Origin of the sequence: Enterobacter wuhouensis, from assembly GCF_035835995.1 — a bacterium.
Taxonomy (GTDB): Bacteria; Pseudomonadota; Gammaproteobacteria; order Enterobacterales; family Enterobacteriaceae; genus Enterobacter; species Enterobacter wuhouensis.
This window is the reverse complement of the sequence record NZ_CP142124.1, coordinates 990,581-1,011,394: the sequence shown is the minus strand read 5'-3', so window position 1 is coordinate 1,011,394 and position 20,814 is coordinate 990,581. Positions and strand designations below refer to the sequence as shown.

The following is a 20,814-nucleotide window of genomic DNA, read 5'->3' as shown; positions in this document are numbered from 1 at the left end:
TCATCGCTCGTCTTTTAAGCAACTATTGACACACACATGAAGGCAAAAGCGATATTACTCGCCTCTGTCCTGCTTGTAGGTTGCCAGTCGCAGACTGGCAACAACGTACAACAGCACGCACAGAGCCTTTCTGCAGCTGGTCAAGGGGAAGCAGGGAAGTTTACAAGTTCGGCGCGGTGGATGGACGATGGAACATCATTTGCGCAGGAACAGGACTTGTGGGCCTCTATTGGCGACGAGCTAAAGATGGGAATTCCGGAAAATACCCGGATTCGCGAACAGAAACAGAAGTATTTGAGGAATAAGAGCTATCTCCACGATGTAACGTTACGGGCAGAGCCGTATATGTACTGGATAGCCGGGCAAGTTAAGAAACGTAACATGCCTATGGAGCTGGTACTCCTACCCATAGTGGAGAGCGCTTTTGACCCACACGCAACGTCTGGCGCCAATGCCGCAGGCATCTGGCAGATCATTCCGAGCACAGGGCGCAATTATGGTTTGAAACAGACCCGCAGCTACGATGCGCGTCGTGATGTTGTCGCTTCAACGACAGCCGCTCTCGACATGATGCAACGTCTGAACAAGATGTTTGACGGCGACTGGTTGTTAACTGTCGCGGCGTATAACAGCGGCGAAGGTCGTGTAATGAAGGCAATGAAAGCAAACAAAGCGCGTGGTAAGTCCACCGATTTTTGGTCGCTCTCACTGCCTCAAGAAACGAAAATTTACGTACCGAAGATGCTGGCCTTGAGCGATATTCTCAAGAACAGTAAGCGTTACGGTGTACAACTGCCAACACCAGACGAAAGTCGTGCACTGGCGCGCGTTCGCCTCAGCAGCCCGGTTGATATTCAACAGGTTGCCGATATGACGGGTATGTCGGTAAGTAAATTGAAAACCTTTAATGCAGGTGTTAAAGGCTCAACTCTGGGAGCAACTGGCCCACGGTATGTGATGGTTCCGCAGAAACATGCAGAGCAGTTACGCGAGTCTTTAGCTTCGGGTGAAATTGCCGCCGTTCAGTCAACGCTGATCGCGGATGCTTCATCAGTCAGCAGCCGCAGCTATAAGGTTCGTTCAGGCGATACGCTTTCGGGCATTGCATCACGTCTTGGCGTGAATTCAAAAGATCTGCAGCAGTGGAACAACCTGCGCGGCTCAAGTCTGAAAGTGGGTCAAACTCTGACGGTTGGTGCAGGTAGCAGCGCACAGCGTCTCGCCAAAAACAGCGATAGCATTACCTATCGCGTGCGTAAAGGTGATTCGCTGTCCAGTATCGCTAAACGACACGGCGTGAACATCAAAGATGTGATGCGCTGGAACAACGATACTGACAATCTGCAACCAGGCGACCAGCTCACGCTGTTTGTGAAAAACAGCGCTACGCCAGACTCCTGATTACACGATCTCGGATAAAAAGGCACCGATTCCCCCGGTGCCTTTTTTGTTTTACCCTGCTTTTTGCGCTTCGGCCATGATCGTATCGCTGGTAAACGATCCATCTTCCTGCAGTTCAAAGTAGGCCTTCACCTCCGCAGAAGCACTCTCCTGATACATCCGAATGGCCTGACTTAAGGCTTCAGGCGTGCGCATACGCGCAATCCACGAACTGAATTCCAGCGGCAGCCGGTCTGTTATCAATGAGCGCGAAATCAAACCGGCTTCGGTGATAAACGACAACCACTCCCCGCTGGAATAATTTTGTACATGGGACGTATCGCGCAGAGCTTCTACCGTCTGCAGCCAGATATTACGAACCGGATGCCCCGGAGACATCACGTCCATGATGATGAAAATCCCCCCCGGCTTGAGTACACGCTTCACTTCCCGCAATGCCTGCCCCACATCATGCCAATGGTGTGCGGAGTAGCGACTGATGACAACGTCAAAGGATGCATCCTCAAAGGGTAAGGATTCGGCGTAGCCCTGACGGGTGGTGACGTTGCTCAGCCCTTTGGCTTTTGCGGCCTCAGCTACCACCTCCAGCATCTGGCTGGATAAATCATATGCCGTGACCTGAGACACCTGCTGCGCGGCGGTAAAGCTGGCGTGCCCTGCCCCACAGCCTAAATCCAGCGCCTTTGCCTGAGGGAATGCCTTCAGACGCTCCCCCAGACGAACCAGATCATTGCCAGAAGCATGCACGGCGCTGCTCAGATAGGCGCTTGCCTGAGAGCCAAACTGTTTTTCTACGTTGTCATGATGGGAATGTGTTGTTGTCATCTTACTGTCCTTTTGTTGTTTAAAAAAATAAAGGGCAGCTCCCGCACAGGCCTGCCCCACGGCAGACCTGACACACCATTATTTATCAGGTTTGCCGGGACTGAATTCAACTAGTAGAGGATTGTGATCGGAGGCGCGCGTCACCAGAACGGAGGCGTCGTGCACGCTCAAACCACGATAGAAGACGAAATCGAGAGGACGGCCAAAGGCCTTTTTGCGTTGGTCATCGCTGAAGCGGACCTCACGCAGCGACATTTCGCGTGCAAAGCGATACAGCGCATTCATACGCGGACGGCTCCAGGCGTTGAAGTCTCCCGCCATAATGATGGGCCCGCTGTGATGGGCAATCTGATCGCCAATAGGCAGTAACTGCTTGCTATACACATCGACGCCGAGGCTGAAGTTCACCGCGTGGATGTTCACCACCATCAGCATGCGGGTGTCCGGAAGCGGATAGACGGTTACCAGCGCCGATTTAGCCAGACGCAGGATAGGCTCTCGCTCACGCAGAGGGCAGCAATAAACCGGATGCGCGGCGGAAAGCGTCATCACACCGGAGGGGTGCTGCGGCAAGACAAATGCCGGCACCTGATCGGCGGCGAGGTAGTTAGTTGTTGCAAACCGAACCAATTCAGGCGTCGTTTGCGCCTCCTGCAGCAGTACCAGATGGGCATCTTTGCCAAAATTCTTGAGCACGGATAACCACTCCGCGCGCTGCTGTTTAAAGATATTCCACACCAGGACCCGAATTTTGTCATCGCTGCTTAACGGCGTACCGGCGGGCAATGCCTGGCTAATGCTCGCAAATGACCCCGGAGGCATAATTCTCTCCGCGGGCATTCCGGCAACATAACGCATGGCATAGGTATTCTTTCGCACTTTTGGAAACAACCTCTATAACGTGAACCAGCCCGGAAAACGGACTGGTTCTAATGTTATAGGGACTTTAGGTCACACTTTCAACGCAATTTCTCAGAAAGCGCTTTCCAGTTTTGTAAGCAAGCACTTACTGATATTTATCCGAGCGCCACGCGAGCAGGTTTATCAAGACGTCCACTCAGGCCAATCAGCAGGAAGGCAGCAAGAACAATCGCAGCACCAATCCATGGCGTTTGGGTCAGGCCAAAGTGTTCAACAGTTTGTCCGCCGATAATGGAGCCGATCGCAATACCAATGTTAAACGCGGCAATATTCAAACCCGATGCCACGTCCACCGCGTTCGGCGTGTACTGCTCGGCTTTCTGCACCACGTAGACCTGTAGCCCCGGCACGTTACCAAAGGCAAAGATCCCCATCGCCAGAACGGTGACCAGCGCAGCATATTGCATGGATGCCGTGAACTGGAAGATCAATAGCAGAACGACCAGTGCCGCAAAGATGAACTTCAAAGCAGGTACTGCGCCATGTTTATCAGCAAGCTTGCCGCCCCAGATATTACCGATTGCGACTGAGATACCGTAGCCGAGCAAAATCCAGCTCACGGCACTGGGGGAGAAGCCCGCCAGGTCTTGCATCATCGGCGCCAGGAAGGTGAAAGCGGTGAACACGCCGCCATAGCCCAGCGCGGTAACGGCATAGATGAGCAGCAGGCGCGGATGTGTCAGTACCTTTATCTGATCGCTCAGGCTTGCGTTCGCCCGGCCCGGAATATTTGATGGCACCAACAGCATACTGGCGACCAGCGCAATCACGCCCAGAAGAGATACGGCGAGGAAGGTTTCACGCCAGCCGAAGTGCTGTCCGATAAATGTTCCCAAAGGCACGCCGGTAACCAGCGCGACAGTTAATCCACCAAACATAATTGCAATGGCTGACGCCGCTTTCTCTTTAGGCACCAGGCTTGTTGCAATGGTTGAACCGATGGAGAAGAACACGCCGTGCGCGAGGCCGGTGAGCAGTCGGGCAATAACCAGAGTCGTGTAATCCGGCGCCTGCCAGGCCAGAAGGTTGCCAGCGGTAAAAAGCACCATCAGGGCAATCAGCAGTTGTTTACGGGGGAAACGCCCGGTCAGCGCCGTCAATACTGGCGCACCGACGGCGACGCCCAATGCGTAGATTGACACCAGTAGTCCGGCCGAGGGCAACGAAATAGCAAGTTGATGAGCGATGGTAGGAACCAGTCCTACAATAACGAACTCGGTCGTGCCTATCGCAAAGGCACTGATCGTGAGGGCAAGTAGCGCCAGTGGCATAAAATACTCCGTCTCTTCAGGATTAAGATGACAGGAAGTATGCGCCGGTGGTTAAATAACAAAAATGGTCAAAATATCAATTGAATTTTGCGGATGAGGCAACAATGAAAGCAACATCGGAAGAGCTGACAATCTTTGTCGCCGTCGTCGAAAGCGGCAGCTTTAGCCGTGCAGCCGAACAGCTGGGGCAAGCTAACTCGGCTATAAGCCGCTCGGTGAAAAAACTTGAGATGAAGCTTGGGGTGAGCCTCCTCAACCGAACAACGCGCCAGCTGAGCCTGACGGAAGAAGGAGAGCGCTATTTTAGACGCGTGCAGTCTGTTCTGCAGGAGATGGCGGCGGCTGAAACCGAGATTATGGAATCCCGCAGTACGCCGCGGGGGCTTCTGCGTATCGATGCAGCCACCCCTGTCGTGCTGCACTTTCTGATGCCGTTGATTAAACCTTTCCGCGAACGTTATCCTGAGATGACGCTCTCGCTGGTTTCCTCTGAGACATTTATCAATCTTATTGAACGAAAGGTCGACGTCGCCATCCGGGCGGGAACCTTAACGGACTCAAGCCTGCGCGCCCGTCCGCTGTTCACCAGCTACCGTAAAATAATCGCGTCGCCAGAGTATATCGCTGAACATGGGAAACCGGAGACGGTGGAAGATCTTAAGCAGCACCTGTGTCTGGGCTTTACAGAGCCCGTCTCGCTGAATACCTGGCCTGTAGCCTGCCATGACGGCCAGCTTCATGAAATCAGCTGCGGACTATCATCCAACAGCGGGGAAACGCTGAAGCAGCTGTGTCTTACAGGGAATGGTATCGCCTGCTTATCGGATTACATGATTGATAAGGAGATTGCACGCGGTGAACTTGTGGAGCTGATGGCCGATAAGCGCCTGCCGGTTGAGATGCCTTTTAGTGCGGTCTATTACAGTGACAGAGCGGTCAGCACGCGCATACGCGCCTTTATCGACTTCCTGAGCGAACATATAAAAACAGCTCCGAAAGGAGCTGTGTGAGGGTTTTGGGTACAGAGGGAGGGAGAGTATTAATCCCAGTCTGGCGCTAACCCTTCCGGGCTCACCAGGCGATCGTTGCAATCCAGGGCGGCGATCGCTTTTTTGTCTTCTTCGTCCAGCTTGAGATCCATCGCGAGCAGGTTGCTTGCCAGGTTTTCACGCCTGGTTGAGGACGGGATCACGGCATAACCTTCACCGATCGCCCATGCCAGAATAACCTGCGCAGCAGTGGCGTTGTGTTTCTCTGCAATGCGAATAATCACCTCATCCTTCAACGCCTTACCGTAGGCCAGCGTCATGTAAGAGGTAATGTGGATACCGTGCTGTTTGGCCCAGTCCACCACTTTGCGGTTTTGCAGGTACGGTGACAGTTCAATCTGGTTGGTGGCAATGTTTTCTGCACCCACAGCCGCAATCGCTCTTTCCATCAGCGGGATAGTGAAGTTGGAGATCCCAATTTCACGGGTTAATCCCTCTTTCTTCGCTTCGAGCAGCGCCTGCATGAACTCTTCTACAGAGACTGCATCATTGGGTGATGGCCAGTGGATCAGCGTCAGATCCACGTAGTCTGTACGCAGTTTCTTCAAACTTTCTTTCAGGCTCGGGATCAGCTTATCTTTGCTGAGGTTCTCAATCCAGATTTTCGTGGTGATGAAAAGCTCGTTTCGCGACACACCGCTTTCTTCGATGGCCTGACCGACGGCAGCTTCATTATCGTAAATCTGTGCCGTATCAACGGTACGATAGCCCAGCTCAAGCGCAGTTTTTACGGATGCGATAACAACGTCGTCTTTCAGGCGGAAGGTGCCCAGACCAAATGCAGGGATAGCCATATGATTCCTCTTTAATAATCGTGTTCGTAAGCTGAGGAAGATTATGGCTGGTGCGGTTATGCAGAAAAAGAGCGTAAAACGCAGAGGATTTTTGCTTATTTAGCAAAAATGATGCAGCAGATAAGAAAAAAGCCCTGAGCGTTAGCTCAGGGCTTTTAATAAGTGGCGGAACGGACGGGACTCGAACCCGCGACCCCCTGCGTGACAGGCAGGTATTCTAACCGACTGAACTACCGCTCCACCGAAGACTTCTGTAACCACCGGATTTATGCACCGGCTTACTACTTAATTTGATGCCTGGCAGTTCCCTACTCTCACATGGGGAGACCCCACACTACCATCGGCGCTACGGCGTTTCACTTCTGAGTTCGGCATGGGGTCAGGTGGGACCACCGCGCTAAAGCCGCCAGGCAAATTCTGTTAATCTGTATCAAAGCTGAAAATCGTCTCTGTCTCGTTCGCCGAAACAGCTTCGGCGTTGTAAGGTTAAGCCTCACGGTTCATTAGTATCGGTTAGCTCAACGCATCGCTGCGCTTACACACCCGACCTATCAACGTCGTAGTCTTCAACGTTCCTTCAGGACTCTCAAGGAGTCAGGGAGAACTCATCTCGGGGCAAGTTTCGTGCTTAGATGCTTTCAGCACTTATCTCTTCCGCATTTAGCTACCGGGCAATGCCATTGGCATGACAACCCGAACACCAGTGATGCGTCCACTCCGGTCCTCTCGTACTAGGAGCAGCCCCCCTCAATTCTCCAGCGCCCACGGCAGATAGGGACCGAACTGTCTCACGACGTTCTAAACCCAGCTCGCGTACCACTTTAAATGGCGAACAGCCATACCCTTGGGACCTACTTCAGCCCCAGGATGTGATGAGCCGACATCGAGGTGCCAAACACCGCCGTCGATATGAACTCTTGGGCGGTATCAGCCTGTTATCCCCGGAGTACCTTTTATCCGTTGAGCGATGGCCCTTCCATTCAGAACCACCGGATCACTATGACCTGCTTTCGCACCTGCTCGAGCCGTCACTCTCGCAGTCAAGCTAGCTTATGCCATTGCACTAACCTCCTGATGTCCGACCAGGATTAGCTAACCTTCGTGCTCCTCCGTTACTCTTTGGGAGGAGACCGCCCCAGTCAAACTACCCACCAGACACTGTCCGCAACCCGGATTACGGGTCTACGTTAGAACACCAGCCATTAAAGGGTGGTATTTCAAGGACGGCTCCACGCAGACTGGCGTCCACGCTTCAAAGCCTCCCACCTATCCTACACATCAAGGACCAGTGTTCAGTGTCAAGCTATAGTAAAGGTTCACGGGGTCTTTCCGTCTTGCCGCGGGTACACTGCATCTTCACAGCGAGTTCAATTTCACTGAGTCTCGGGTGGAGACAGCCTGGCCATCATTACGCCATTCGTGCAGGTCGGAACTTACCCGACAAGGAATTTCGCTACCTTAGGACCGTTATAGTTACGGCCGCCGTTTACCGGGGCTTCGATCAAGAGCTTCGCGTTGCCGCTAACCCCATCAATTAACCTTCCGGCACCGGGCAGGCGTCACACCGTATACGTCCACTTTCGTGTTTGCACAGTGCTGTGTTTTTAATAAACAGTTGCAGCCAGCTGGTATCTTCGACTGATTTCAGCTCCACCCGCAGGGGCTTCACCTACATATCAGCGTGCCTTCTCCCGAAGTTACGGCACCATTTTGCCTAGTTCCTTCACCCGAGTTCTCTCAAGCGCCTTGGTATTCTCTACCTGACCACCTGTGTCGGTTTGGGGTACGATTTCGTGTTACCTGATGCTTAGAGGCTTTTCCTGGAAGCAGGGCATTTGTTACTTCAGCACCGTAGTGCCTCGTCATCACACCTCAGCGTTAATAAACGACCGGATTTACCTAATCGTTCCGCCTACATGCTTAAACCGGGACAACCGTCGCCCGGCTAACATAGCCTTCTCCGTCCCCCCTTCGCAGTAACACCAAGTACAGGAATATTAACCTGTTTCCCATCGACTACGCCTTTCGGCCTCGCCTTAGGGGTCGACTCACCCTGCCCCGATTAACGTTGGACAGGAACCCTTGGTCTTCCGGCGTGCGGGCTTTTCACCCGCATTATCGTTACTTATGTCAGCATTCGCACTTCTGATACCTCCAGCAGCCCTCACAGGCCACCTTCAACGGCTTACAGAACGCTCCCCTACCCAACAACGCATACGCGTCGCTGCCGCAGCTTCGGTGCATGGTTTAGCCCCGTTACATCTTCCGCGCAGGCCGACTCGACCAGTGAGCTATTACGCTTTCTTTAAATGATGGCTGCTTCTAAGCCAACATCCTGGCTGTCTGTGCCTTCCCACATCGTTTCCCACTTAACCATGACTTTGGGACCTTAGCTGGCGGTCTGGGTTGTTTCCCTCTTCACGACGGACGTTAGCACCCGCCGTGTGTCTCCCGTGATAACATTCTTCGGTATTCGTAGTTTGCATCGGGTTGGTAAGCCGGGATGGCCCCCTAGCCGAAACAGTGCTCTACCCCCGAAGATGAGTTCACGAGGCGCTACCTAAATAGCTTTCGGGGAGAACCAGCTATCTCCCGGTTTGATTGGCCTTTCACCCCCAGCCACAAGTCATCCGCTAATTTTTCAACATTAGTCGGTTCGGTCCTCCAGTTAGTGTTACCCAACCTTCAACCTGCCCATGGCTAGATCACCGGGTTTCGGGTCTATACCCTGCAACTTAACGCCCAGTTAAGACTCGGTTTCCCTTCGGCTCCCCTATACGGTTAACCTTGCTACAGAATATAAGTCGCTGACCCATTATACAAAAGGTACGCAGTCACCCCATAAAGAGGCTCCCACTGCTTGTACGTACACGGTTTCAGGTTCTTTTTCACTCCCCTCGCCGGGGTTCTTTTCGCCTTTCCCTCACGGTACTGGTTCACTATCGGTCAGTCAGGAGTATTTAGCCTTGGAGGATGGTCCCCCCATATTCAGACAGGATACCACGTGTCCCGCCCTACTCTTCGAGTTCACAGCATGTGTGCTTTCGTGTACGGGAGTATCACCCTGTACCCTGCGACTTTCCAGACGCTTCCACTAACACACAAGCTGATTCAGACTCTGGGCTGCTCCCCGTTCGCTCGCCGCTACTGGGGGAATCTCGGTTGATTTCTTTTCCTCGGGGTACTTAGATGTTTCAGTTCCCCCGGTTCGCCTCGTTAACCTATGTATTCAGTTAACGATAGTGTGTCGGAACACACTGGGTTTCCCCATTCGGACATCGCCGGGTCAAAGGTTCATATCACCTCGCCGGCGCTTTTCGCAGATTAGCACGTCCTTCATCGCCTCTGACTGCCAGGGCATCCACCGTGTACGCTTAGTCGCTTAACCTCACAACCCGAAGATGTTTCACTTCATGATTGCGAAAATTTGAGAGACTCGAACACACCATTAAGGTGTGTCGTTTCAATTTTCAGCTTGATCCAGATTTTTAAAGAGCAAAACTTCGCAGTGCACCTTTTCAGGTTCACTCTGAAGTTTTCTTGTATTTCGCAGTAAAAGGATGGTGGAGCTATGCGGGATCGAACCGCAGACCTCCTGCGTGCAAGGCAGGCGCTCTCCCAGCTGAGCTATAACCCCATCGTATACACTAATCTCTGTACCGGTAATGCTTTCTGAGACAAGGCGTGGAATAACGAAGCATACTGAAGTATGCGAGTTGTTCCGCAACGCAGTATCAGGAAGCATTTGGTAGGCCTGAGTGGACTTGAACCACCGACCTCACCCTTATCAGGGGTGCGCTCTAACCACCTGAGCTACAAGCCTGCAGAGATTTTTACTGCTATTTTTCATCAGACAATCTGTGTGAGCACTACAAAGGCAGGTTCTTTAAGGTAAGGAGGTGATCCAACCGCAGGTTCCCCTACGGTTACCTTGTTACGACTTCACCCCAGTCATGAATCACAAAGTGGTAAGCGCCCTCCCGAAGGTTAAGCTACCTACTTCTTTTGCAACCCACTCCCATGGTGTGACGGGCGGTGTGTACAAGGCCCGGGAACGTATTCACCGTAGCATTCTGATCTACGATTACTAGCGATTCCGACTTCATGGAGTCGAGTTGCAGACTCCAATCCGGACTACGACGCACTTTATGAGGTCCGCTTGCTCTCGCGAGGTCGCTTCTCTTTGTATGCGCCATTGTAGCACGTGTGTAGCCCTACTCGTAAGGGCCATGATGACTTGACGTCATCCCCACCTTCCTCCAGTTTATCACTGGCAGTCTCCTTTGAGTTCCCGGCCTAACCGCTGGCAACAAAGGATAAGGGTTGCGCTCGTTGCGGGACTTAACCCAACATTTCACAACACGAGCTGACGACAGCCATGCAGCACCTGTCTCAGAGTTCCCGAAGGCACCAAAGCATCTCTGCTAAGTTCTCTGGATGTCAAGAGTAGGTAAGGTTCTTCGCGTTGCATCGAATTAAACCACATGCTCCACCGCTTGTGCGGGCCCCCGTCAATTCATTTGAGTTTTAACCTTGCGGCCGTACTCCCCAGGCGGTCGACTTAACGCGTTAGCTCCGGAAGCCACGCCTCAAGGGCACAACCTCCAAGTCGACATCGTTTACGGCGTGGACTACCAGGGTATCTAATCCTGTTTGCTCCCCACGCTTTCGCACCTGAGCGTCAGTCTTTGTCCAGGGGGCCGCCTTCGCCACCGGTATTCCTCCAGATCTCTACGCATTTCACCGCTACACCTGGAATTCTACCCCCCTCTACAAGACTCTAGCCTGCCAGTTTCGAATGCAGTTCCCAGGTTGAGCCCGGGGATTTCACATCCGACTTGACAGACCGCCTGCGTGCGCTTTACGCCCAGTAATTCCGATTAACGCTTGCACCCTCCGTATTACCGCGGCTGCTGGCACGGAGTTAGCCGGTGCTTCTTCTGCGAGTAACGTCAATTGCTGAGGTTATTAACCTCAACACCTTCCTCCTCGCTGAAAGTACTTTACAACCCGAAGGCCTTCTTCATACACGCGGCATGGCTGCATCAGGCTTGCGCCCATTGTGCAATATTCCCCACTGCTGCCTCCCGTAGGAGTCTGGACCGTGTCTCAGTTCCAGTGTGGCTGGTCATCCTCTCAGACCAGCTAGGGATCGTCGCCTAGGTGAGCCGTTACCCCACCTACTAGCTAATCCCATCTGGGCACATCTGATGGCAAGAGGCCCGAAGGTCCCCCTCTTTGGTCTTGCGACGTTATGCGGTATTAGCTACCGTTTCCAGTAGTTATCCCCCTCCATCAGGCAGTTTCCCAGACATTACTCACCCGTCCGCCGCTCGTCACCCGAGAGCAAGCTCTCTGTGCTACCGCTCGACTTGCATGTGTTAGGCCTGCCGCCAGCGTTCAATCTGAGCCATGATCAAACTCTTCAATTTAAGTTTGATGCTCGTGAATTAAACTTCGTAATGAATTACGTATGTTCACTCAGAGACTTGGTATTCATTTTTCGTCTTGCGACGTTAAGAATCCATGTCACTTTGAGTGCCCACACAGATTGTCTGATAAATTGTTAAAGAGCAGTGCAACGCGGCTTTCGCTCACCGTTGCGAGGTGGCGTATATTACGCTTTCCTCTTTCAGAGTCAACCCGTTATTTCAGGATTTTTTCTCTTCAACCGAACCGTTTGTTGTGTGAAGTGATTCACATGTTCCGTGTCGATGGAGGCGCATTATAGGGGGCCGCCGAGGAATGACAAGCGGAAAAATGCATTTTTATTTCAACCGCTCATCTTTTCACCAAAAAGGCTATTTTTGGTGCTTTTTAATCTCTTTTGGCAGTTCAGCCAGACTATTAATCACCCAATCCGCTGCATTTTCTGCTTCTGGCGTTACGGGTTTACCGGTGCGAACTAATATTTTGGTTCCTACGCCAGCTGCTGCTGCTGCCTGCATATCTTCCAGTTTATCGCCCACCATATAAGAAGCAGCCATATCAATCTGCAGGAACTCCTGCGCAGAGATGAACATCCCTGGATGTGGCTTACGGCAGTCACACGTCTGGCGATACTCTTCTACTGTTCCCTGTGGGTGATGCGGGCAATAGTAGATACCATCAAGATCCACACCGCGATCGGCCAGCGACCAGTCCATCCATTCCGTCAGCGTCTCAAACTGGGCTTCGGTAAATTTCCCACGTGCAATGCCGGACTGGTTCGTCACGACCACCAGCGCATAACCCATCTCTTTCAGCTGGCGCATGGCATCTATTGCGCCCTCGATAAACTCGAACTCATCAATCTCATGGACGTAACCATGATCCACATTAATAGTGCCATCACGATCGAGAAAAATTGCGGGTACTGATTTTGCCACCGGTTTGCTCCTGAAAAAGGCATGTTCGGCTAGTATCTCATGAATCGCAGCGCAATAAAGTGCTCATCACACAGAGTTGGATTGATTTAGACGTCTGGATGCCTTAACATCCGTTTTGTTTACGGTCATCACCCGTATCTGGCAGAACAAAATGCCACGGCTAACTTACATACGATAAAAATAATCTAATGATTAAACTTTCCAATATCACCAAAGTGTTCCAGCAGGGGAACCGAACCATTCAGGCGCTGAACAACGTCAGCCTGCATGTTCCTGCTGGTCAAATTTATGGCGTCATTGGCGCATCGGGTGCAGGTAAAAGTACGCTGATCCGTTGTGTTAACCTGCTTGAGCGCCCAACCCAGGGCAGCGTAGAGGTAGGCGGTCAGGAACTGACCGCCCTCTCAGAAAAAGAACTGACCAAAGCGCGCCGCCAGATTGGCATGATCTTCCAGCACTTTAACCTGCTGGCGTCCCGCACCGTGTTCGGCAACGTCGCGCTGCCGCTGGAGCTGGACAACACGCCTAAAGAAGAAGTGAAGCGTCGCGTCACCGAACTGCTCGACCTCGTGGGTCTGGGCGACAAACATGATAGCTACCCGGCGAACCTGTCCGGTGGGCAGAAACAGCGCGTGGCGATTGCCCGTGCGCTGGCAAGCAATCCTAAAGTACTGCTGTGTGATGAAGCGACCAGCGCACTGGATCCGGCAACCACGCGTTCTATTCTCGAGCTGTTGAAAGACATTAACCGTCGCCTGGGCCTGACGATCCTCCTTATTACGCACGAGATGGATGTGGTGAAACGCATCTGCGACTGCGTGGCGGTCATTAGCAACGGTGAGCTGATCGAACAGGACACGGTAAGCGAAGTGTTCTCGCATCCGAAAACGCCCCTGGCGCAGCAGTTTATTCAATCCACGCTGCATCTGGATATTCCGGAAGATTATCTGGAGCGCCTGAAAACAGAAGCGGCAGCAGACAGCGTTCCGATGCTGCGCATGGAGTTTACCGGCCAGTCCGTCGATGCCCCGCTGCTATCCGAAACCGCGCGTCGCTTTAACGTGAACAACAATATCATTAGCGCGCAGATGGATTACGCCGGCGGCGTGAAGTTCGGCATCATGCTGACGGAAATGCACGGCACACTGGAAGAAACCCAGGCGGCAATTGCCTGGCTGCAAGAACATCACGTAAAAGTAGAGGTACTGGGTTATGTCTGAGCCGATGATTTGGCTGCTGGTTCGCGGCGTTTGGGAAACGCTGGCAATGACCTTCGTATCAGGTTTCTTTGGTTTTGTGATTGGACTGCCGGTGGGCGTGCTGCTGTACGTCACGCGTCCGGGTCAAATCATTGAGAACGCGAAGCTGTACCGCACGCTCTCCGCGCTGGTGAATATCTTCCGCTCGATCCCGTTCATTATCCTGCTGGTATGGATGATTCCGTTTACTCGCGTGATTGTCGGCACATCCATTGGACTGCAGGCGGCTATCGTTCCGCTAACCGTAGGCGCTGCGCCGTTTATCGCCCGCATGGTGGAAAACGCCCTGCTGGAGATCCCAACCGGTCTGATTGAAGCCTCTCGCGCAATGGGCGCAACGCCAATGCAGATTGTGCGCAAAGTTCTGCTGCCTGAAGCGCTGCCGGGCCTGGTGAATGCCGCAACCATTACGCTCATCACGCTGGTTGGTTATTCCGCGATGGGTGGCGCAGTGGGCGCTGGCGGTTTAGGCCAGATTGGCTACCAGTACGGCTATATTGGTTATAACGCTACCGTAATGAACACCGTTCTGGTATTGCTGGTTGTTCTGGTTTACTTAATCCAATTCTCTGGCGATCGCATCGTCCGGGCTGTTACTCACAAATAACGTTACACACAACACAAACTCGACGAGTTAAGGATATAACATGGCGTTTAAATTAAAGACCTTTGCAGCGGTAGGCGCGCTGATCGGCTCTCTGGCACTGGTGGGTTGCGGTCAGGACGAAAAAGACCCAAACCATATTAAAGTGGGCGTTATCGTGGGTGCGGAACAGCAGGTTGCTGAAGTGGCACAGAAAGTTGCTAAAGAGAAATACGGTCTGGACGTTGAGCTGGTCACCTTTAACGATTACGTTCTGCCGAACGAAGCGCTGAGCAAAGGCGATATCGACGCTAACGCCTTCCAGCATAAACCCTACCTTGACCAGCAGATCAAAGATCGCGGCTACAAGCTGGTTGGCGTGGGTAACACCTTTGTTTACCCAATCGCCGGTTACTCCAAGAAGATCAAATCTCTGGATGAACTACAGCCTGGCTCACAGGTCGCCATTCCTAACGACCCAACCAACCTCGGCCGTTCCCTGCTGCTTCTGCAGAAAGTGGGCCTGATTAAGCTGAAAGACGGCGTGGGTCTGCTGCCAACCGTTCTGGACGTTACCGAGAATCCGAAAAATCTGAAATTGGTTGAGCTGGAAGCACCACAGCTGCCGCGTTCTCTGGACGATGCACAGATTGCTCTGGCGGTTATCAACACCACCTATGCGAGCCAGATTGGCTTGACCCCTGCTAAAGACGGCATCTTCGTTGAGGACAAAGACTCCCCGTACGTTAACCTGATCGTGACCCGCGAAGACAACAAAGACGCAGAGAACGTGAAGAAGTTCGTTCAGGCTTATCAGTCTGACGAAGTTTACCAGGAAGCCAACAAAGTGTTTAACGGCGGCGCTGTTAAAGGCTGGTAATCTCACCGCAGTGTAATATCATCAAGACGGGCTTATGCCCGTCTTGTCATTTGTGCAGGCAACTGATTCAATATCTGACGTTTTGATTATCCACTGAGGAACTATTATGCGTGCTTTACCGATCTGTCTTTTAGCACTGATGCTGAGCGGCTGTTCCATGCTAAGCAGATCTCCTGTTGAACCTGTTCAAAGCACTGCAACCCCGCCAAAAGCGGAGCCAGCAAAACCGAAAGCGCCTCGTCCTGCGCCGGTACGTATTATTACTAAAGCCGACGATCTCGTGGGCAAGCCATTCCGTGAACTGGGTGAAGTGAGCGGCGAATCCTGTCAGGCAACGAATCAGGACTCTCCACCCAACATCCCAACGGCACGCAAGCGTATGCAGATTAACGCTTCAAAAATGAAAGCCAACGCGGTGCTGCTGCACAGCTGTGAAGTCACCAGCGGTACGCCGGGCTGCTACCGTCAGGCGGTTTGCATCGGTTCCGCGCTTAACATCACGGCGAAATGAGTTCATTTCAGTTCGGGCAGATAGGCGTTATCCGCTCACCTTATAAAGAGAAGTTCGCCGTACCGCGCCAGCCTGGACTCGTGACAAGCCGCGGTGGTGAGCTTCACTTAATCGCGCCATACAATCAGGCAGATGCGGTACGCGGGCTCGAGGCGTTCAGCCATTTATGGGTTGTGTTTGTGTTTCACCAGACCATGGAAGGAGGCTGGCGTCCTACCGTGCGCCCTCCTCGTCTGGGCGGCAACACAAGAATGGGCGTGTTTGCGACCCGCTCAACCTTCCGCCCAAACCCGGTCGGAATGTCGCTGGTCGAACTGAAAGGCATACGCTGTCAGAAGGATCGGGTGATCCTAGAGCTAGGTAGCCTTGACCTGGTTGACGGCACGCCGGTTATCGACATTAAGCCGTATCTGCCTTTTGCCGAAGCGCTCCCCGATGCCCGCGCCAGCTATGCGCAGGACGCACCGCTGGCGGATATGCCCGTTAACTTCACGCCAGAGATAGCGGCCCAGCTCGGCCCGCTGGAAAAACGCTATCCCCGCCTTCGGGACTTTATCGTTGAGGTGCTGGCTCAGGATCCCCGCCCCGCCTACCGTAAAGAAGAGGAAGCCGGGAAAACCTACGCCGTCTGGCTGTTGGATTTTAACGTTCGCTGGCGCGTGACTGAGGCAGGTTTTGAAGTGTTTGCTCTGGAACCCAGGTAATTTTAACCTCCTCTCTTTTGGCATCTTTGCCACACTGGTAAACTAAACCACTTTTTTTGTGTCAGGCTGGCGTTTCAGCCTGTTCCAATCGTCGAAACGGAAACGTAACAACATGCGTACTAGCCATTATATGCTCTCCACTCTGAAGGAGACACCTGCCGACGCCGAGGTGATCAGCCACCAGCTGATGCTGCGCGCCGGGATGATCCGCAAGCTGGCCTCCGGGTTATACACCTGGCTGCCGACCGGCGTGCGCGTCCTGAAAAAAGTCGAAAACATCGTGCGTGAAGAGATGAACAACGCCGGTGCCATCGAGGTGTTAATGCCGGTCGTTCAGCCTTCTGAACTGTGGCAGGAGAGCGGTCGCTGGGAGCAATATGGTCCAGAACTTCTGCGCATTGCCGATCGTGGCGATCGTCCGTTTGTCCTCGGCCCAACGCATGAAGAAGTCATTACCGATCTGATCCGTAATGAGCTGAGCTCATACAAACAGCTGCCGCTGAACTTCTTCCAGATCCAGACCAAGTTCCGTGACGAAGTGCGTCCTCGCTTTGGCGTGATGCGTTCTCGCGAGTTCCTGATGAAAGACGCCTATTCTTTCCATACCTCTCAGGAATCGCTGCAAGAGACTTACGATGCGATGTACGCGGCTTACAGCAAAATCTTCTCCCGCATGGGTCTGGATTTCCGCGCCGTGCAGGCTGATACCGGCTCTATCGGCGGTAGCGCATCCCACGAATTCCAGGTGCTGGCACAGAGCGGCGAAGACGATGTGATCTTCTCTGACACCTCTGATTACGCTGCGAACATCGAATTTGCAGAAGCGCTGGCACCAAAAGAACCTCGTGCGGCTGCAACCGAAGAGATGACGCTGGTTGATACGCCAAACGCAAAAACCATCGCCGAGCTGGTTGAACAGTTCAACCTGCCGATTGAGAAAACGGTGAAAACCCTGCTGGTGAAATCCACAGAAGGCAGCGCATTCCCGCTGGTTGCTCTGCTGGTGCGTGGCGATCACGAACTGAACGAAGTCAAGGCAGAAAAGCTGCCGCAGGTTGCCAGCCCGCTGACGTTTGCCACCGAAGCTGAGATCCGCGCCGTTGTAAACGCAGGCCCGGGTTCACTGGGCCCGGTTAACATGCCAATCCCTGTGGTGGTTGACCGCACTGTTGCCGCGATGAGTGATTTCTCTGCCGGCGCGAACATCGACGGTAAACACTACTTCGGCATCAACTGGGATCGCGACGTGGCGACGCCAGAAGTGGCAGATATCCGTAACGTGGTCGCAGGCGATCCAAGCCCGGACGGCCAGGGTACGCTGATGATCAAACGCGGTATCGAAGTGGGCCACATCTTCCAGCTGGGCGATAAATACTCACGCGCGATGAACGCTGCCGTTCAGGGTGAAGACGGTCGCAATCAGGTTCTGACCATGGGCTGTTACGGTATCGGGGTAACGCGCGTTGTGGCTGCCGCTATCGAGCAGAACTACGACGAGCGCGGCATCGTTTGGCCGGATAACATCGCACCGTTCCAGGTGGCTATTCTGCCAATGAACATGCACAAGTCATACCGCGTGCAGGAGCTGGCGGAAAAACTTTACGCTGAACTGCGTGCAAAAGGCATCGACGTGCTGATGGATGACCGTAAAGAGCGCCCGGGCGTTATGTTTGCCGATATGGAACTGATCGGTATTCCGCACACCGTTGTCATCGGCGACCGTAACCTGGATAGCGACGAGATTGAGTACAAATACCGTCGCAGCGGCGAGAAGCAGATGATCAAGACTGGCGACATTCTTGATTACCTCGTGAACGCCATCAAGGGTTAAGAAACAAAAAACCCCGCTCCGGCGGGGTTTTTTAATGGCTCAACGCTGGCTTATTTGCTGTTACAGTCTTTGCCCGCAGCAAACTTCGCGTCTTTGTCAGCCACCAGCGTTTTCACCATCTCACCGCTGTCTGGGTTCGGCTCCAGCGTAAAGTGACCGTCAACCGTCAGCAATACCGGCTTGCTGTCATTGCCCCGCGCGACGGCGTAATCGCGTTCAAGCTGCGCATTGTTCGCCACGCTAACTTTCTTGCCGGTTGCACAGTCGGTAAAGATGGCCGCATCCGCCATGTAGAAATACATGCCGCGCATTGCCATAGGCGTTGAAGGCAGCGCTGCTTTAACCGGTGCCAGGGTGTAGTTGAACTGGGACTCAATCGGATTACCTTCACGATCGAGCATCTCCATCCCTTCACCTTTGGCGCGGAAATAGGTTTTATCCCCCGTCGTGTCCGTCAACACCAGCTTTTCAGCCGTGCGTGCCCAGGTTCCATATGTGGCATAGGACGACGGTTCTTTCGCCCCTTGATAGCGCTGGTTCATTACCCAGGTGCCATCTTTTTGCAGGAACAGCGATGTTTCGATACCTTCGCAGTCTGCGCAAGGCAATACGCCGCGCCAGCTCTGCTGCATCGGTTTCAACTCTTCCGTTTGTGTAGGCTGTAAAACCTGCGTTTCCGAACGGTTGTTACAGCCAAAAAGCGCAAACAGCGTGCTTACTGCAAGCGCTGAAAATAATGCTTTTTTCACAATGAATTCCTTATGAAAAGTGTGTTCCCTTTCGTCACTCTGTCGGGCGACGAACTTTACCGCGTAGTGCTTTCACTGTGGATTTTTGCGCCTTTGACGACAGCCGACGCTCTTTTGATGCGCGCGTTGGCCGCGTAGCCCGACGGCTTTTTTGCACTGCCGTTAATTCTTTTATCATCGCCACCAGACGAGCAATCGCCGCTTCCCGGTTGAGCTCCTGGCTGCGGTACTCTTGCGCTTTAATCACAATGACGCCATCACTGGTGATCAGGTGATGGCTGGCCGCAAGCAGACTTTCTTTATAATACTCTGGCAGGCTGGAGGCCCGAATGTCAAAGCGCAAATGGATGGCCGTTGACGCCTTGTTCACGTGCTGCCCACCCGCCCCCTGAGCACGGATCGCGGTTATCTCCAGCTCATTGTCAGGAATGCTCACGCTTCGGGACACAACAATCATGACGCGGGCTGCCACGCCGTCAGATGGATTTCCAGATTATTCTGAGAATCCGAGAGCCAGATCGCGCCATCCTGAATCGTCGCCTGCAGAACCATCGTTCGCCCCGCAAACTCACTCAGCTGGTCCAGCTGCTCGTCATCCAGATACCAGACGGTGAGGTTTTTAAACTGCCCGCATTTGCTCTTGCTTTGCTGCCACCAAATCTCCGCAGCGCGCTGATTATACGCGAATAACGCCACTTCTGCGGCCTGGGTGCACGCCTTTTTAACCCTGCGCTCGTCCGGCAGACCGAGTTCGATCCACAGATCAATACCCAGGTGATCGTTACGCAGCCAGGCTTCAGGCTCGTCCTCTGCGCTCAGCCCACGGGTAAACTGCAGGCGCTCGTCGGCATACTTAATCCACGCCAGCAGGCGCAGCATCATGCGTTCCTGCGTTTCAGACGGATGACGCGCCAGCGTCAATGACGCATCCAGAAACTGGTTGCGGTCCAGGTCAGCCACGTTGACCACCGCTTTATAAATTGTCGCTTTCAGCGCCATGAGAGAACTCCATTCGAATCAGGCGCTCATTGTAGCGAAAACAGCGGCAAAAGGCTGTTACTGGTGATGAATACCCTTCAATCAAGGCTCTGATATTGCTTAAATGAGTATGGTATAGTCACCTTGCTAAACCGAGTTTATCTTCGTAGGCTTAATGATATCTCACAGTAAGTCAGTGCGCTGGCGGGAGGGGATGTGAATAATTATTGTGAGTTAATTCGCAAACGGTATGCGGAAATCGCCAGCGGCGATCTGGGGTACGTTCCGGACGCGTTGGGCTGTGTATTGAAAGTGCTTAATGAAGTGGCCTCCGATGAGAGCCTTTCAGAATCGGTCAGGGAAAAAGCAGCGTATGCTGCGGCGAATTTACTGGTGAGCGATTATGTCGATGAATGAAACTTATCAACCCATCAATTGTGATGACTATGACAACCTCGAACTCGCCTGCCAGCATCATTTGATACTGACGCTGGAGCTAAAAGATGGCGAAGTGCTAAAGGCGAAAGCCAGCGACCTGGTTTCGCGTAAGAACGTGGAATACCTGGTTGTGGAGGATGCGGGGGCTACACGTGAACTGCGCCTCGACAAGATAGCCAGCTTCAGCCACCCGGAAATCGGCACCGTCGTGGTGAGCGAATCCTGATGATATCAACGGGCAGCCCTGCTGCC

Annotated in this window: 18 protein-coding genes, 3 tRNA genes and 3 rRNA genes; 10 read left to right on the top strand and 14 right to left on the bottom strand. The window is 53.1% G+C overall.

Annotation, left to right across the window (positions count from 1 at the left end):
* The first annotated feature begins 36 nt into the window (after positions 1 to 36).
* A complete protein-coding gene (mltD, locus tag VPX56_RS04830; protein ID WP_131633400.1) occupies positions 37 to 1,401 on the top strand; it encodes a murein transglycosylase D in 1,365 nt (454 codons plus the stop codon).
* A 51-nt stretch (positions 1,402 to 1,452) separates the two neighbouring features.
* On the opposite strand, the gene VPX56_RS04825 is transcribed toward mltD, so the two are convergent.
* The 3 genes from VPX56_RS04825 to VPX56_RS04815 all read right to left on the bottom strand — a co-directional run bounded on the left by VPX56_RS04825 (position 1,453) and on the right by VPX56_RS04815 (position 4,418).
* A complete protein-coding gene (locus VPX56_RS04825) occupies positions 1,453 to 2,226 on the bottom strand; it encodes a class I SAM-dependent methyltransferase (protein WP_263611481.1) in 774 nt (257 codons plus the stop codon).
* A 78-nt stretch (positions 2,227 to 2,304) separates the two neighbouring features.
* Positions 2,305 to 3,105, bottom strand: coding sequence for an endonuclease/exonuclease/phosphatase family protein (locus VPX56_RS04820; RefSeq protein WP_047653284.1), 801 nt, complete (start codon positions 3,103 to 3,105; stop codon positions 2,305 to 2,307).
* 137 nt (positions 3,106 to 3,242) lie between these two features.
* On the bottom strand, positions 3,243 to 4,418 hold the full coding sequence (locus VPX56_RS04815) for an MFS transporter (protein ID WP_326470204.1): 1,176 nt from the start codon (positions 4,416 to 4,418) through the stop codon (positions 3,243 to 3,245).
* Between the two features lie 104 nt (positions 4,419 to 4,522).
* On the opposite strand from VPX56_RS04815, the gene yafC reads away from it, so the two are divergent.
* A complete protein-coding gene (gene yafC / locus VPX56_RS04810) occupies positions 4,523 to 5,428 on the top strand; it encodes a DNA-binding transcriptional regulator YafC (protein ID WP_263611479.1) in 906 nt (301 codons plus the stop codon).
* Positions 5,429 to 5,457: 29 nt separating this feature from the next.
* On the opposite strand, the gene dkgB is transcribed toward yafC, so the two are convergent.
* The 8 genes from dkgB to gmhB form a co-directional block, all read right to left on the bottom strand.
* On the bottom strand, positions 5,458 to 6,261 hold the full coding sequence (dkgB, locus tag VPX56_RS04805; protein WP_326470202.1) for a 2,5-didehydrogluconate reductase DkgB: 804 nt from the start codon (positions 6,259 to 6,261) through the stop codon (positions 5,458 to 5,460).
* A gap of 163 nt (positions 6,262 to 6,424) precedes the next feature.
* Positions 6,425 to 6,501: transfer RNA gene (locus VPX56_RS04800), tRNA-Asp, on the bottom strand.
* A gap of 55 nt (positions 6,502 to 6,556) precedes the next feature.
* A 5S ribosomal RNA gene (gene rrf, locus VPX56_RS04795) occupies positions 6,557 to 6,672 on the bottom strand.
* A 71-nt stretch (positions 6,673 to 6,743) separates the two neighbouring features.
* Positions 6,744 to 9,649 (bottom strand): 23S ribosomal RNA (locus VPX56_RS04790).
* A gap of 173 nt (positions 9,650 to 9,822) precedes the next feature.
* A tRNA-Ala gene (locus tag VPX56_RS04785) sits at positions 9,823 to 9,898 on the bottom strand.
* 109 nt (positions 9,899 to 10,007) lie between these two features.
* A tRNA-Ile gene (locus tag VPX56_RS04780) sits at positions 10,008 to 10,084 on the bottom strand.
* 69 nt (positions 10,085 to 10,153) lie between these two features.
* A 16S ribosomal RNA gene (locus VPX56_RS04775) occupies positions 10,154 to 11,693 on the bottom strand.
* The 16S, 23S and 5S rRNA genes sit together here with 3 tRNA genes alongside, the layout of an rRNA operon.
* Before the next feature lie 369 nt (positions 11,694 to 12,062).
* Complete coding sequence (gene gmhB / locus VPX56_RS04770; RefSeq protein WP_131633858.1) at positions 12,063 to 12,629, bottom strand: D-glycero-beta-D-manno-heptose 1,7-bisphosphate 7-phosphatase; 567 nt, start codon at positions 12,627 to 12,629, stop codon at positions 12,063 to 12,065.
* Positions 12,630 to 12,817: 188 nt separating this feature from the next.
* Here gmhB and metN point away from each other — a divergent pair, with 188 nt between their 5' ends.
* The 6 genes from metN to proS all read left to right on the top strand — a co-directional run bounded on the left by metN (position 12,818) and on the right by proS (position 18,397).
* Complete coding sequence (gene metN / locus VPX56_RS04765) at positions 12,818 to 13,849, top strand: methionine ABC transporter ATP-binding protein MetN (RefSeq protein WP_326470198.1); 1,032 nt, start codon at positions 12,818 to 12,820, stop codon at positions 13,847 to 13,849.
* Complete coding sequence (locus VPX56_RS04760) at positions 13,842 to 14,495, top strand: methionine ABC transporter permease MetI (protein ID WP_008501881.1); 654 nt, start codon at positions 13,842 to 13,844, stop codon at positions 14,493 to 14,495. The genes metN and VPX56_RS04760 overlap by 8 nt, the downstream gene beginning before the upstream one ends.
* 40 nt (positions 14,496 to 14,535) lie before the next feature.
* Positions 14,536 to 15,351 carry a methionine ABC transporter substrate-binding lipoprotein MetQ gene (metQ, locus tag VPX56_RS04755; RefSeq protein WP_063145201.1) on the top strand — a complete coding sequence of 272 codons (816 nt, stop codon included), beginning with the start codon at positions 14,536 to 14,538 and terminating at the stop codon, positions 15,349 to 15,351.
* Positions 15,352 to 15,457: 106 nt separating this feature from the next.
* Complete coding sequence (rcsF, locus tag VPX56_RS04750; protein ID WP_010426664.1) at positions 15,458 to 15,862, top strand: Rcs stress response system protein RcsF; 405 nt, start codon at positions 15,458 to 15,460, stop codon at positions 15,860 to 15,862.
* On the top strand, positions 15,859 to 16,566 hold the full coding sequence (gene tsaA / locus VPX56_RS04745; protein ID WP_326470194.1) for a tRNA (N6-threonylcarbamoyladenosine(37)-N6)-methyltransferase TrmO: 708 nt from the start codon (positions 15,859 to 15,861) through the stop codon (positions 16,564 to 16,566). Before rcsF ends, tsaA begins: the two co-directional genes overlap by 4 nt.
* A 112-nt stretch (positions 16,567 to 16,678) precedes the next feature.
* Positions 16,679 to 18,397 (top strand): proline--tRNA ligase, encoded by a 1,719-nt coding sequence (gene proS / locus VPX56_RS04740; protein WP_131633860.1) that lies wholly within the window; start codon positions 16,679 to 16,681, stop codon positions 18,395 to 18,397.
* Positions 18,398 to 18,447: 50 nt separating this feature from the next.
* Here the strand turns inward: proS and nlpE are convergent, their stop codons facing one another.
* From nlpE to VPX56_RS04725, 3 genes are read right to left on the bottom strand one after another with little or no spacing between them, the layout of a single operon-like run.
* Positions 18,448 to 19,146 carry an envelope stress response activation lipoprotein NlpE gene (gene nlpE, locus VPX56_RS04735; RefSeq protein ID WP_131633861.1) on the bottom strand — a complete coding sequence of 233 codons (699 nt, stop codon included), beginning with the start codon at positions 19,144 to 19,146 and terminating at the stop codon, positions 18,448 to 18,450.
* A gap of 34 nt (positions 19,147 to 19,180) precedes the next feature.
* Positions 19,181 to 19,603 carry an alternative ribosome rescue aminoacyl-tRNA hydrolase ArfB gene (gene arfB, locus VPX56_RS04730; protein WP_131633862.1) on the bottom strand — a complete coding sequence of 141 codons (423 nt, stop codon included), beginning with the start codon at positions 19,601 to 19,603 and terminating at the stop codon, positions 19,181 to 19,183.
* The gene (locus VPX56_RS04725; RefSeq protein WP_131633863.1) at positions 19,600 to 20,145 is read right to left on the bottom strand and encodes a YaeQ family protein; all 546 of its coding nucleotides are present in this window, start codon (positions 20,143 to 20,145) and stop codon (positions 19,600 to 19,602) included. The genes arfB and VPX56_RS04725 overlap by 4 nt, the downstream gene beginning before the upstream one ends.
* Positions 20,146 to 20,340: 195 nt before the next feature.
* On the opposite strand from VPX56_RS04725, the gene VPX56_RS04720 reads away from it, so the two are divergent.
* Together VPX56_RS04720 and rof are read left to right on the top strand one after the other, a co-directional pair.
* Positions 20,341 to 20,541 (top strand): YaeP family protein, encoded by a 201-nt coding sequence (locus VPX56_RS04720; RefSeq protein ID WP_008501889.1) that lies wholly within the window; start codon positions 20,341 to 20,343, stop codon positions 20,539 to 20,541.
* The gene (gene rof / locus VPX56_RS04715) at positions 20,528 to 20,788 is read left to right on the top strand and encodes a Rho-binding antiterminator (protein WP_006173581.1); all 261 of its coding nucleotides are present in this window, start codon (positions 20,528 to 20,530) and stop codon (positions 20,786 to 20,788) included. Before VPX56_RS04720 ends, rof begins: the two co-directional genes overlap by 14 nt.
* The last annotated feature ends 26 nt before the right edge of the window (positions 20,789 to 20,814 follow it).